11 protein-coding genes and 1 tRNA gene are annotated in these 13,967 nt (G+C 40.9%); 3 read left to right on the forward strand and 9 right to left on the reverse strand.

Features of this window, described 5'->3' with window-relative positions:
- Window positions 1-167 precede the first annotated feature (167 nt).
- The 5 genes from hutF to mce all read right to left on the reverse strand — a co-directional run bounded on the left by hutF (window position 168) and on the right by mce (window position 4,546).
- Window positions 168-1,547: a formimidoylglutamate deiminase gene (gene hutF / locus ABT310_RS06095; protein WP_375325859.1), complete on the reverse strand. Its 1,380-nt coding sequence runs from the start codon at window positions 1,545-1,547 to the stop codon at window positions 168-170.
- Complete coding sequence (locus ABT310_RS06100) at window positions 1,544-2,338, reverse strand: N-formylglutamate amidohydrolase (RefSeq protein ID WP_375325860.1); 795 nt, start codon at window positions 2,336-2,338, stop codon at window positions 1,544-1,546. Before ABT310_RS06100 ends, hutF begins: the two co-directional genes overlap by 4 nt.
- Window positions 2,339-2,503: 165 nt before the next feature.
- Entirely contained in the window at window positions 2,504-3,718 is a 1,215-nt protein-coding gene (locus tag ABT310_RS06105; RefSeq protein ID WP_375325861.1) for an esterase, read from the reverse strand.
- 287 nt (window positions 3,719-4,005) lie between these two features.
- Window positions 4,006-4,079: transfer RNA gene (locus ABT310_RS06110), tRNA-Ile, on the reverse strand.
- Between the two features lie 59 nt (window positions 4,080-4,138).
- Window positions 4,139-4,546 carry a methylmalonyl-CoA epimerase gene (gene mce, locus ABT310_RS06115; RefSeq protein ID WP_375325862.1) on the reverse strand — a complete coding sequence of 136 codons (408 nt, stop codon included), beginning with the start codon at window positions 4,544-4,546 and terminating at the stop codon, window positions 4,139-4,141.
- A 104-nt stretch (window positions 4,547-4,650) separates the two neighbouring features.
- Here mce and rbfA point away from each other — a divergent pair, with 104 nt between their 5' ends.
- Window positions 4,651-5,046, forward strand: a complete 396-nt coding sequence (rbfA, locus tag ABT310_RS06120) for a 30S ribosome-binding factor RbfA (protein ID WP_375325863.1) — start codon at window positions 4,651-4,653, stop codon at window positions 5,044-5,046.
- Window position 5,047: 1 nt separating this feature from the next.
- Window positions 5,048-6,256: an ABC transporter permease gene (locus ABT310_RS06125; RefSeq protein WP_375325864.1), complete on the forward strand. Its 1,209-nt coding sequence runs from the start codon at window positions 5,048-5,050 to the stop codon at window positions 6,254-6,256.
- Here the strand turns inward: ABT310_RS06125 and dusB are convergent.
- Complete coding sequence (dusB, locus tag ABT310_RS06130) at window positions 6,253-7,245, reverse strand: tRNA dihydrouridine synthase DusB (protein WP_375325865.1); 993 nt, start codon at window positions 7,243-7,245, stop codon at window positions 6,253-6,255. The two genes, ABT310_RS06125 and dusB, sit on opposite strands and share 4 nt — an antisense overlap.
- 51 nt (window positions 7,246-7,296) lie before the next feature.
- Window positions 7,297-9,717 carry an outer membrane beta-barrel protein gene (locus tag ABT310_RS06135; protein WP_375325866.1) on the reverse strand — a complete coding sequence of 807 codons (2,421 nt, stop codon included), beginning with the start codon at window positions 9,715-9,717 and terminating at the stop codon, window positions 7,297-7,299.
- 152 nt (window positions 9,718-9,869) lie between these two features.
- Here ABT310_RS06135 and lepA point away from each other — a divergent pair, with 152 nt between their 5' ends.
- The gene (lepA, locus tag ABT310_RS06140) at window positions 9,870-11,666 is read left to right on the forward strand and encodes a translation elongation factor 4 (protein ID WP_375325867.1); all 1,797 of its coding nucleotides are present in this window, start codon (window positions 9,870-9,872) and stop codon (window positions 11,664-11,666) included.
- On the opposite strand, the gene ABT310_RS06145 is transcribed toward lepA, so the two are convergent.
- Window positions 11,667-11,915, reverse strand: a complete 249-nt coding sequence (locus tag ABT310_RS06145) for a hypothetical protein (RefSeq protein ID WP_375325868.1) — start codon at window positions 11,913-11,915, stop codon at window positions 11,667-11,669.
- A 134-nt stretch (window positions 11,916-12,049) separates the two neighbouring features.
- Complete coding sequence (locus ABT310_RS06150; RefSeq protein WP_375325869.1) at window positions 12,050-13,894, reverse strand: cation:proton antiporter; 1,845 nt, start codon at window positions 13,892-13,894, stop codon at window positions 12,050-12,052.
- Window positions 13,895-13,967 lie beyond the last annotated feature (73 nt).

A 13,967-nucleotide genomic window follows, 5' to 3' on the forward strand; every position in this document is an offset into this window, starting at 1 on the left:
ATTAGTTATAATTGGACTGAAAATTAAGCAATTGTAAGGAGGAAAATAAATTGCAGCCCATCGAATTGTTGTTAGTGCGTCTATTTTTATTAGTTTGATGATGACGATTATCTAAAACCATGGAATTGTTAGCAATTTATAATTGCTTTAACATTTCAAAACACCCTTTATAATCTGCAACGCAAATCTTTCATGGTTTTTTGGAAGTTTTCATAAATGGAATCATAGTTCTCATGCCTGCCATTCTGAGACACCCAGTTGCCCTGTACCATAGCGCCCAAAATATGGGAAGCATCGCTGGAATACACAAAGGTGTTGCACAAATTTTTGGTGGAGGTACTAGTCAACAATGGGGCTTTTGCATCCATAACCACAGCATCAAAAGATTGACCGATTTCGAAAAAGTCATTTCGATTTTCTCCCATGGCTTTTTTTCCCGTTTTCCACGCCATTTCTATCGCATTAAAACCACTATCTCCTTTTAAGGGTTGGTAAAATGTATTGCGCTTGTGGGTGGTAAGTCGTTGGCCATAATCCAAAATGCGAAGCTCCTCAAAAGGATTCAATCCAACATGGCTATCGGTACCTATGCTCCAATTGCCATTCTCATTTTTAAATTGTTCGAACGCGAAAAGACCATCTCCTAAATTTCCTTCGGTGGATGGGCAAAGCACCACATTTGCTTTGGATTTGGCTATTCCTTTCACCTCATCTTCATTTAAATGGGTGGCATGTACCAAATGAAAATTCTCTGTAACCTGACAATTGTTGAGCAACCATTCCACAGGTCTTTTCCCATAAAATTTCAAGCAGTCCTCAACTTCTTTTTTTTGTTCTGAAATGTGAATATGAAACGGGATGTGGTTTTTAAAATCATTGCAAACCGATAAGATATCCTCCTCTTTTACTGCCCTCAGTGAATGAATTCCCATACCGTAATTTGCATTTTGGTACTGTTTTGTGGCTTCGACGGTACTTTCAAGCAACCTGTAATAGTCCTCTATGGTTTCGGAAATAAATCGTCTTTGTTTGCTTTCTGCAGCAAGCCCAAATCCTCCCTGCTGGTAAAACATGGGCACCAACGTGATATGAATTCCAGCTTTATTGGCCGCAGCAATCAAACGCTCCCCGTGCTCGGCCAAATTAGCATAAGGTTTGCCGTTAACATCGTGATGCAAATAGTGAAACTCGGCCACTGCCGTATACCCGTGTCGTGCCATTTCCGCATAGAGCATACTGGCAATATCCTCTAAATGTTGTGGAGAAACAGTCAATGCCAAATTGTACATGGCATTACGCCAACTCCAAAAATCATCTGGGGTTCCAGTGCCTTCGTGTAGCTCTGCCAACCCTGCCATGGCATACTGAAACGCATGGGAATGCGCATTTTGAAAGCCTGGCAAGGCGTATCCATCTATGTTTTCGGCAACGTCCGATGAGTCTTGAGAAATGGACACCAATTTTCCATTTTCATCTATCTCCACAACAGCATTTTCCAACCAACCATTTATGGTGAGCAGCCCCTTAAATTTTAATTTTTTGTTCATTTTAGAATGCTTATCAACTCTTGAAATAACAGCTTTAAATTCTTTCTGGTTTCTTCGGCACGTTCGTCGTGGTATTCGGTTTCGGAATCGTCCATATAATTGGTTTTGGCCATTTCGAGCTGCAGTGCATGAATGTTTTCTGTTGGATTTCCGAATGACCTCGTGATATATCCCCCCTTAAAAGGGTGATTATGCTCGACTGTTTTTCCTGATTTATTTAGGACGCCCAAAGTTGAATTGATAAGAGCTTGGGAGGCCGTTGCACCCTCATTATCACCCAAAATCAAATCTGGAAAAGGGTCTTTTTGAATGCCTGGCACCACTTTTCTAATGGAATGGGCATCAAACAACAAAGCTTTACCGAATTGCTGTTTTGTTTCTTCTAAAAGCTCCCCAATTTTATCGTGGTAAGGCCTGTAATAGTTTTTTATTCTAAAATTTATGTCGGCTGTATTTATAGTCTCTTCTCGGCACAAAGGCTCCCCATTAAAATTGGTGGTTGGAGTTAACCCTGTGATAACTCTTCCGTCATCATACAAAGGTTTACTTGCGGGGTCGCGGTTTAAATCAATCACCCAACGGCTGTAATTGGCCGTGATCATAGTGATGCCCAAACCGGGTGCAAAATTGTATAATTTATCAATAAACCAATCTGTGTCGTCTGGTTTTTCAATCATTTCAGGTCGAAACGTATCGACCACAGAATCTGGAAAATAAGTTCCCGAATGTGGGGAGCTTATAATGATCGGAACTTTTGCCGCCGCAGGTTCTATGATGTTAAAAAGCTTCATGTGATGACTAGTTTCGGAATTCAAACTTTACAAACTTACAAGGAAAAGTTGTCATCAAGGATTTAAAATGACTTGAAATAACAGCATAAAAAACCCTTTCAAGTTGATGATTTGAAAGGGTTATTAATTTTAAGAAGATTCACATCGTGTGAATCAACTGAGTATTTATTTGAACAACATAGGAGCAAATTCCGAGAGATAGATTCTCCAGTTAGACCAAGTGTGTCCACCCGTACTTTCGCGATAGGTGTATTCAAAATCGTGTTTGTCCAGCTCATTTCGCATATCTACCACACTTTGGTATAAGAAATCGTCGGTACCACAAGCAATCCAATACAATTTAGGATCGGCAGCTTTTAATGCGTCTATTTGCTGACCTCTTTTAGAATGATCCACCTCGATTCCAAATCGGCTTAAATCAGCAAAACCCATGCTCATTACCCCGATATAATCGAACAATTCAGGGTTTTCAAACGAGGTGTTCAGAGTCTGTAATCCTCCCATGCTCAAACCGGTCAAGGCTCGGTTTTCTTTATTTGCCTTCACTTGAAAATGAGATTCAACATAAGGAATCACATCATTCACCAAACTTTTTTCAAACATCATATTTGCCATACCTCCTGCAGGTTGGTTGGAGGGCTTCAATTTTGGGCTTACGGTAATCGCTGCGGCTTGAGTTGGATTTCCGTTGGTCATCACAACGATCATGGGTTCGGCTTTTCCTGAGTTAATGAGGTTATCCAAAATATGGTTGGCCACCCCAAGTGTTGGCCAAGCCTCTTCATCTCCGCCTCCGCCATGCAATAGATATAAAACAGGGTAGTTTTCGTTGCTATCGGCATATCCTGGTGGGGTATAAACAAACATTCTACGGGTTAAATCCAGCGTAGGAGACTCATACCAAATCTTGTGAACTGTGCCTTTTGGGCCTGTTTTGGCCCAATAAAGGTCCGAAGCTTCTCCAGGAATGTACAATACATTTTCAGTTCGGAAGGTCCCGTCGCGCGCTACCATTAAATTTGCTGTGTCCAAGGTGTTCACATCGTCCACTATGAAGGTATATCCGTAAAGTTCAGGCTCCAATGGGCCAACGGTTGTAGACCAAACGCCATTTTCATCTTTGGTGAGCTCCACCGTCTGGCGGGTCATACCCATCCCCCCTTCGTTTGGCACCGATGGCATCCAATTACCCGATAGGACGACCTTTTCGGCTTTCGGTGCCTTAATTCTAAATGTTACGGAATTGTCATCGGCAATTTCGGGGGAGACCAGTCGCTCCATGGACCCAACCTCTTGACCGATTACCATTAAGGGAAAGCATAAAACCAATAGCATCAATTGCATGCGGCACATGCCTAGTGTGTTAGATAGTTTTTTCATTTTTAATTCTGTTTAGTTTTTATTTATGTGGTGCAGGCAGTGCTTTTATTTTAAATAAGTTTTAATTACTTCAGGAAAACGTGCCTTTATCACAATGGATGTTATACCAAGATAAGGTGTTTTTTTCTTAAAGTCTCAAAATGTGACAATATAAAGTTGTGGAAATGAAAAATCTAACTCAAGGTTTATGCTTTCTATAGTAAGGTGATTGGTATGGTGAAAGTTGAAGTTCTGAAATTGCCTAAAACAAAAACCCTTCCAAATCAGCGACTTGAAAGGGTTTTAAGTGGTCCCACCTGGGCTCGAACCAGGGACCACCTGATTATGAGTCAGGTGCTCTAACCAACTGAGCTATAGGACCGCATTTTTGCGGATGCAATATTAGTGTTTATTTTTTACCACCGCAAGGTTTTAACGCTGCTACCCCGCTTTTATTTCTTGGCAAAGCTCTACCAAAACCCCGTTTGTGCCCTTCGGATGTAAAAACGCAACCAATTTATTATCAGCGCCTTTCTTTGGTGTTTCGTTCAAAACCACAAACCCTTCATCCTTTAATCGTGCTATTTCTGAAACAATGTCCTTCACAGCAAAAGCCACATGATGAATGCCTTCCCCTTTCTTGTCCAAAAATTTGGCGATAGGACTTTCTGGATTAGTCGCTTCCAATAATTCAATCTTGTTAGGACCCGATTGAAAGAAAGAAGTCTTCACCCCTTCGGTAGCCACCTCTTCAATTTTATAATGCTGCACCCCCAATAGTTTGGCAAATAAGGTGTTTGATGCCTCCAAATCTTTCACGGCGATGCCAATATGTTCTATTTTATCCATGGATTTGCGATATTTAATTCAAATTAAAGGTCCTTTTCCCAAAATTACGCACTGTAATTGGTTCAGAAAGTGAGGATAGTCAGTAATTCGCTTATTTTTGCATTATGGAAGAAACACAAAGACAGAAAAAAATAGGGGGTATCATCCAAAAAGACCTCGCAGATATTTTGCAAAGGGCCGCCACAGACGGTGGACTCAAGGGTACCTTAATCTCTGTTTCCAAGGTTTCTGTAACCGTGGATTTGTCTTTGGCCAAAGTGTATGTAAGCATTTTTCCAAATAAAGATGCCAAAGGATTATTGGAAGGCATTAAAGAAAATCAAGTTGCCATTCGTTACGAATTGGCACAGCGCACTAAAAACCAGTTGCGCCGTGTTCCAGAACTCAACTTTTATTTGGACGATTCCTTGGAATACATCGACAACATAGAAAAATCCTTAAAAGGAGAAGAAAATCCCATTAAAAACAGAGATTTACTGGACAAAAGAAAGAAATCCTGATTTGAATTTTCCCCTCTACATCGCAAAGCGTTACCTAAGGTCCAAGAGCAGCCAAAATGCGGTGAACATTATTAATTTTATTACTTTTTTGGTCATTGTGATTGGTTCAGCGGCGCTATTTATCGTTCTCTCGGCCTTTGCAGGATTAAAAACGTTCAGTCTTTCCTTTTCTAATACTTTTGACCCTGATTTAAAGGCTTCCCCAACCATAGGAAAGCATTTTACCCTTTCACCACAAGAAGAAGAGGCATTGGAAAAAATTCCAGGATTAGCGCAATATGCCAAAGAATTGGAAGAGCGGGCCTACCTCACCTATAAAGAAAAAAGCACCATTGCCTACATTAAGGGAATTGATGAAAACTATAGGTCTGTAACTGGTCTGGATAGTAATTTGTACGCTGGAAATTGGGGAAATATAGAACAAAGCGGGGTGATTGGCATGGGTATTTTTAACCTACTGGGGGTTCCTTTAAAAAACCGAACTCCCATGGAGGTTTTAACTCCAAAACCAGGAAAGGGTTCCTTTTCACAACAAGGTTTGATGGGGTCCAAACCCTACAACGAACTTCCTTTGATAGTAAGTGGGGTTTATGCCGTAGAAGAGAATCTGGATAAAAAATATGTTTTTACACGCCTTTCTTTGGTTCAAGCACTTTTGCAAAAGGACAGCACCGAAATTTCTGGAATCAACTTTAAGTTGGAAGAGGGAGTTTCAGTTGAAGATGTTAGGGCTGAAATTAATGACGCACTGGGCGATAAGGTGTCCATTTTAACCCGTAGGGAGCAAAACAGTACCCTTTACCGAATGTTGAACACCGAAAATCTAGCCACATATTTGATATTTACATTGGTATTGATCATTGCGCTTTTTAATGTAGTGGGTGCCATTATTATGATGATTTTGGACAAGCAACAAAATTCCAAAACCTTGTTCAGTCTAGGCACGACTATTAAGGAATTACGGAGGATTTATTTTATCCAAGGGTTGCTGGTCACATCTTTTGGTGGATTAATTGGAGTACTGCTCGGATCCTTGTTGATTGCTTCGCAATTGCTGTTCGGCTGGGTGAAAATCACCGCTACTTTGGCCTATCCGGTGGAATACAATCCTATAAATGTTGTCATTGTAATGGGCACCATTGTGGTCTTGGGTGTGATTTCATCCAAAATTGCCAGCAGTCGTATCAACAAAAAGTTGATTACTATTTAAGCAAACTGATAATCCCCGAATTTTTCCAATACCTCATCAAATGCCGCAAAAACATCGGCAGCATCGTCGCTGGTCACCATTTTCATGCGGTATTCTTTAAAATGCGGAATCCCTTTAAAGTAGTTGGTGTAGTGTCTTCGGGTTTCAAAAACGCCCAGTTTTTCGCCTTTCCAATCAATGGACATTTGCAAATGCCTTCTGGCGGCCTCCACGCGTTCCGTCATTGATGGTGGTGCTAAGAGCTCTCCTGTTTTAAAAAAGTGCTTCACCTCTTTAAAAAACCAAGGGTAACCAATACTGGCTCGACCAATCATGGCCCCATCCAAACCAAATTCGTCTCGCATTTTTACCGCAGCTTCGGGAGTGTCCACATCGCCATTTCCAAACACGGGAATGTGCATACGTTGGTTATTTTTCACCTCAGCAATAGGTTTCCAATCGGCCTCTCCTTTGTACATCTGTACTCTGGTTCTACCGTGAATGGAAATCGCCTCTATCCCCACATCTTGCAAGCGTTCAGCCACCTCAACAATTTTAATGGAATTAGCATCCCACCCCAATCTTGTTTTCACGGTAACAGGAAGTTTGGTGCGCTTTACGATTTCCTCGGTCAATTTTACCATCAAAGGGATATCGCGAAGAATACCCGCACCTGCATTTTTACAGACCACTTTTTTCACGGGACACCCAAAATTGATGTCGATGATATCTGGATTTGATTGTTCCACGATATCCACTGCCTGCAACATGGAATCCAGTTCAGCACCAAAAATCTGAATGCCTACGGGGCGCTCCTTTTCATAAATATCCAATTTGATGACACTTTTAGCGGCATCACGAATCAGACCTTCCGAAGAAATAAACTCGGTATAGACCACATCGGCACCTTGTTCTTTGCAAAGGGCACGGAACGGTGGGTCGCTCACATCTTCCATCGGGGCTAGAAGAAGCGGGAAATCAGGGAGTTCTATGTTTCGAATTTTTGGCAAATCCTGTGGTTTTTGGTCTGCAAAAGTACAAAATCACTTAAAATGAACGCACTAATCTTGGGATTGAAGTCTGTCGCGCTCTTTTTTATCGATGGCCCGTTGATTGTCCTCCAACCTAAAATTCCCAAAATTGTAGGTAAATCCGAAGCGGATAAATTGTGTTTCAGGACGTCTGCGGTAAAAATTATCCTGATTTAAATACTGCGAACGGTAGGTGGGCACATACTTTTCCAAAATATCTTCTGCCGCAAGAGATAGGGTGATTTTATTATCGAAAAGCGTTTTGCGAAGCCCTATGGTAAGATTAAACTGCTCATCGGACACATAAGACCCAAACAAGAATTTTGAAATATAGGTGGCGGCTATTTCGCCTGTGAAAGTTCCGTCCTTGGACAAAGTCAAGTAATTGCCCAAATAGGCATAAACCCCGTTGACTTCATTGGTAAACGCCACATTTCCGCTCTGTTCGGCCAAAAAGGTCTCTTCTTCATGAAAAATTGAAGTATAAGCATATATAAACCATGCTGGAATTATGCCCTTGCTCAAGGTGAAATCCAACCCATACGATTTACTATCGAGCACATTTTGCTTTAACTCGACCAAGGTTTGGTTATCGTTATCCTGAAACACCAAATAGGCAATATTGCTTCCATTGTCTCGGTAATACACATCAAAAAAGTATTCGCTGTTGAGCGTATAGTTAAAGTTGAAGTTGTTGCTGAAACTAGGTTTTAATGTAGGGTTGCCCTGTTCATAATCGTTTTCGTTGTAAAAGAATCGGAACGGATTGAGGTCATCGTATTTTGGTCTGTTCACATTTCGTCCAAAATCGAAAGAAAAGCTATGCTTGTCCGATGGCGAATACAATAGATAAAAAGAAGGAAATGGTTCAAAAAAGTCTTGGGTATTAACTTGGTTCAGCGTTAAAGAAGTGCCTTCTGCTTCGGTCAATTCGCCTCGAACGCCCAATTTCATGGACCATTTTTCCCAGTTTTTTACGAAACTGAAATAAGCGGCATACACCTTTTCATCATATAAAAAGCGATCTGATTGGGAAGCGTCCACATTGTCATCGGACCCCGTAAAATTGAAAAATCGCACACTGCTTTCCGAATCAATCACCGAAATTTTGGCTCCCGTTTCAAAGGATGCGTTGCCAATCGGGGTAGAGTAATCGAATTGTCCGGTATAAATCTGTATGTCTTGTTTAGCATCGGAATCAAATCCAAAATCCCTCAAAAATGCGCCATTGGCATCGAAATAATCGGAGTTTAAGTTTTGAAAATAATCGCCATTAAAATAAGTATAGTGTGCATTGGCACTGATTTGAGCCCCCTCTTTTTTTAACTTGTGCACATAGCTTAGATCAAAAGCCAAATTGGTATTGTCCATGTCGGCATTGTTCTGGGTGGTAAACGTGGAGTCCAACTGCCCCAGATTATTTCTCATCAAGGTTTCCAAATTGGTTTGTTGCTCCTGATTTAGGTTAAAAAGCACATTTGACGTCAGGTTTAAACTGTTTTGGTCATTGATATCATAATCCAACACAAAACTTCCGTTGTGTGACTGTGAACTTTCTACCTGATTGTAATCTGTATCCCATTGTGAAAAAACCGAATTGGTATCATCCATAAAATTGATGCCCTTTTTGGTTTTCTCCAAGTCCTTTTTGGGGTTGATGGAATAATTCGCAAATAAGTTCAACTTATCCGTTTTGTAATAATGACTTGTACCTAAACTGAATTTTGAAAAAACAGCTTGCGTATAATTCCCGTTGATACTGCCCTTGTAGCCCGGCACTATATTTTTGCTGGTGACAATATTTAAAATGGGGCCGCCCTCCGCATCGTAGCTCGAAGGTGGATTGGCAATGACCTCAACCGATTTGATATTGGTGCCTGACAGCCCTTGAAGCAAATCTTGAACTTCTTGTCCTGAAAGCTGCACTTTTCTATCATTCAGGTATACCGTAGCGTTTTGACCGCGAATCAACAATTCGTTTTGGTTGACGATGACGCCTGGGGTGCTTTTTAAAATATCCCATGAACTTCCCTGTGAAACTACCGTGTTTTCAACCGAAAAAACCAGTCTGTCTGGCAGTTTTTGAAGCTTGGGACGTTGCGCTACCACAACAACTTCATCCAATTCGTTACTTCCCATTGGGATTATTAAGGCTCCTAAAGCAATGTCGCTTGAAATGTCCAGCGCTCTTGGCTCTGAACCCCTTCCCACGTAGCTTGCCTGCAATAAATAAAGGTCGGGGTCAATTCCTGTCAGCTCAAAAAAACCATTGTCGTCTGAAGATGTTCCTTTTACAAAAGTGGAATCCATGGCCTGTAAAAGCAGAATGTTGGCGTAGGGAATGGTTTCATTTTGCTCATCCACCACCTTTCCGGTTACAGTATATTTTTGGGCGCAAAGTCCATGCATCACAAAAAATACCAGTACAAGAGTTGAGGTGGTTAGCTTCATGTAGAGTTAGGGTTGAACCTCAAATCTAATAAATTATTTTTGAGCGAAATAGCCTCCCACTTTTCTTATTTTGAAAAATACCTCTACGGGCCACTAAAACAATTATATTTGCAGTTGATCATGTGCCCTTTTTGGGAGGTGTTACTATTGATATGAAAAAGATTCGAAATTTTTGCATAATTGCACATATAGACCATGGTAAAAGTACCTTGGCAGACCGTTTGTTGGACTTTACCGGCTCCGTGACCGAGCGCGAAAAACAAGACCAGTTGTTGGACAATATGGACTTGGAGCGCGAACGTGGAATCACCATTAAAAGTCATGCCATTCAAATGGAATATGTACACGAGGGAGAAACCTATGTTTTGAATCTTATCGACACTCCCGGACATGTGGATTTCTCTTATGAAGTTTCCCGTTCCATTGCAGCTTGTGAAGGTGCGCTTTTGGTGGTAGATGCCGCACAAAGTATTCAGGCACAGACCATTTCCAACCTATATTTGGCATTGGAAAACGATTTGGAAATTATCCCTGTCCTTAATAAAGTGGATTTGCCAAGTGCCAATCCCGAGGAAGTTACTGACGACATTGTAGACCTTTTGGGTTGTAAACCCGAAGAGGTAATCCCTGCCAGCGCTAAAACTGGTATTGGAATTGAAGAAATTCTAACCGCAATTATCGAGCGCATTCCTGCACCAACTGGAAACATCGACGAACCTTTGCAAGCTCTAGTTTTTGATTCTGTGTACAATCCTTTTAGGGGTGTTGAAACCTATTTTAGGGTAGTAAATGGAGAAATCAAAAAAGGGCAAAAAATCAAATTTGTTGCCACTGGAAAGGCCTACGATGCAGATGAAATTGGCACCTTAAAGCTGAAACAAATGCCCAAACAAAAAATCTCCGCTGGAGATGTGGGGTATTTGATCACGGGTATTAAAGATGCTCGTGAAGTGAAAGTTGGGGATACGATAACCGATGCGGCCAACCCAACCAAAAATGCCATTTCTGGTTTTGAGGATGTAAAACCTATGGTTTTTGCCGGTATTTATCCTGTGGACACCGAGGATTTTGAAGAATTGCGTTCTTCCATGGAAAAATTGCAGTTGAATGATGCTTCTTTGGTATTTACTCCTGAAAGTAGTGCTGCTCTTGGTTTCGGGTTCCGTTGTGGGTTCTTGGGCATGTTGCATATGGAAATCATTCAGGAACGTTTGGAGCGCGAGTTCGATATGACGGTGATTACTACCGTTCCCAACGTAAGCTACCATGCTTTTACGACCAAAGACACGGAAACTCCCGTAATTGTGAACAACCCATCGGATTTACCAGACCCTAGCACGGTGGATCGTGTAGAGGAACCCTATATTAAAGCGACTATCATCACCAAATCTGATTTTGTTGGGAATGTGATGTCACTTTGTATCGAAAAACGAGGTCAAATCGTTAATCAGACCTATCTAACTACGGAACGGGTGGAGCTTATTTTTGATATGCCTTTGGCCGAAATCGTGTTTGACTTTTACGACCGATTGAAAACCGTTTCAAAGGGTTATGCCTCGTTCGATTATACACCAATAGGGATGCGAGTATCCAAACTGGTCCGAGTGGATATCCTTTTGAACGCGCAACCTGTCGACGCTTTATCTGCATTGGTCCATTTTGATAATGCACATACCATTGGTAAAAAAATGTGCGAAAAGTTAAAAGAGCTTATCCCAAGACAGCAATTCGATATTCCGATTCAGGCCGCGATTGGATCCAAGATCATTTCCAGAGAAACCATAAAAGCGTTGCGTAAAGATGTGACCGCCAAATGTTACGGTGGTGATATTTCCCGTAAGCGTAAACTGCTCGAAAAACAGAAAAAGGGTAAAAAGAGAATGCGCCAAGTAGGGAATGTGGAAATTCCACAACAAGCTTTTATGGCTGTTTTAAAGTTGAATGATTAATTAAAGACCATTACAAACTTCTTGAACATAATCTTTTTGACTTTTGTTGCCTAGTTGCTCAGCTGTCAATTCCTGAGTTGCCACTCCGCCAAGTGTAAGTTCATATTTTCCATTTCCTAAGTCACAAATTTCAACCTTTGTGCCTTCACTGCTTTCACATGCGTCACATTTTTTACTTGGTTCATCATCCTTTGAACAACTAATTGAAATTAAACCCAATGCCATAAAGGCAAGTACAATTTTTCTCATTTTTAAAGATTTTGGTTATGTATGAGCTAAATGTACTTGTGCAATCTAAACCATCAAGGTCTCAATTGACGAATGCCCCTTTTGGGTTGATGAATCGATGTAATTTGGGTTTGTATTTATGATGAGCAGTCTATTTACTCTTGCTCGTCCTCCTTGTCTTCATCAATCAATTTGCCCAAATACACCAATTTGTAGCCATCCCCCTTAGGCACAAAATCCTTGCTGTTGGAAGGCATAATATCTATACTGCCACTTGGGGCTTTGGTAAATAATGGGACAATATCTGGGTCTTTTTGGGTAAGGTCAATCAGGTTGTCGTAGTGTTCCTTGTCCTTTAGGTCTATTTCGTGAATGGTCGGATGTGTTCGCACCGTATCCATTAATTGGATAAAATCATCCGTATGTGAAAAAAGGCCTTCCTTTGGATTTTTTTCTGGATCGTTAACCTCTTCCGTATTCACCAATCTAAAGGCTCCATTCTCACCAAATTGCTTTTGGAATTTTTTAATGGCAAACTTGTTAATATCAGAGTTACCGGTTAGGGCCATCAAATAACCCATGTCGTTCAATTCAATATTATCCGTAAGGTTGTCCGAAAAAATATTCGCGGTTATGGCCTCAAGTCCCAATTTTTTGGCCTTGTCCACATTGGCTTGGTTGTTATCGATCAACACCACATGCCTGTTGTTCTTTTTTAGATAATTAGCAATCAAACGGGATAATTTGGATGCGCCAATAATCAAAATACCTTCCGATTTCTTCAAAAATACCCCAACTATTTTGGCAAAGAATCGAGCAGTGGTGGCATTCAACAACACTGTGCCCAAAACGATCATAAACACCAAAGGTGTAATGTATTCTGCGCCAGGCTCCCCTTTGGCCATGAGTTTGGAACCAAAAAGCGAAGCAATACCTGCGGCCACAATACCTCTTGGACCCACCCATCCTATAAACAGTTTTTCATTGAGCTTTAAATTGGAGCCTTGGGCACTTAAAAACACGCCCAACGGCCTTATAATAAAAACAATGATGGCGAAAAGCGCAACCGTGTTCCAGTTTAGAATCAATTCCATATCTCCAACATTGATATTGGCTGCTAAAAGGATAAAAAGAATGGAAATCAACAATACGCTCAAGGATTCCTTAAAGTAGAGCAGCTCTTTGATGTTGGGCAAATTCATATTGCCCAAAACCATACCCATAACAACAACCGCCAAAAGTCCTGATTCATGAGCGAAAACGTCAGATTCCACATACACCAATAACACGGTGGAAAGCGAAACCACATTCAATAAATAATGGGGAATAAAATCTTTTTTAATGGCAAATCCGAGTGCGTGGGCAAACGTAAAACCAAAGGTGGTTCCAAAAAGAATGATTTTTCCGAATTCAACCAAGGCTGTTTGGGTAAACTCACTTCCTTCACCAACGCTTATAAATTCGAACACCAATACTGCCACCAAGGCACCAATCGGATCAATTAGTATTCCTTCCCATTTCAAAACTGCTGAAACATCCTTTTTTAAGGGAATGTTTCTTAAAATAGGAGTTATCACCGTGGGTCCGGTAACTATAATCAATGCTGAGAACAAAAAGGAAATTTGCCAGCTTAAACCAAACAAATAGTGTGCAGATACTCCCGCGCCAAAAAAGGTAACCACCGTTCCAATTGTGATTAATTTGGTAATAACAGGTCCAACATTGGAAATTTCAGCCCTTTTAAGTGTTAATCCCCCTTCAAAAAGAATAACACTGATGGCCAATGAAACAAAATTGTAAAGTCCTTCGCCCGGGAAAAGTCCTTTAGTTCCATTCCAGATAGGTTCTATCAATTTAGAGCCATCCGCGGTGTACAAGGTGGCAATTGGGCCAACCAATAGCCCAATCAATATTAAAGGTAAAATAGCGGGCAGTTTAAACCGCCATGCCACCCATTGAGCAATGATTCCAAGAATAATTATTCCCGCAAGTTCAAGCATTCTTTAAGTTTTTGGAAATTTACTGCTTTTCTTTTAGATAACCTCTTGAAGGAAAACACCGGAAATGTTTTTA

This window comes from Flagellimonas cixiensis (genome assembly GCF_042134615.1).
Classification (GTDB): domain Bacteria; phylum Bacteroidota; class Bacteroidia; order Flavobacteriales; family Flavobacteriaceae; genus Flagellimonas; species Flagellimonas cixiensis.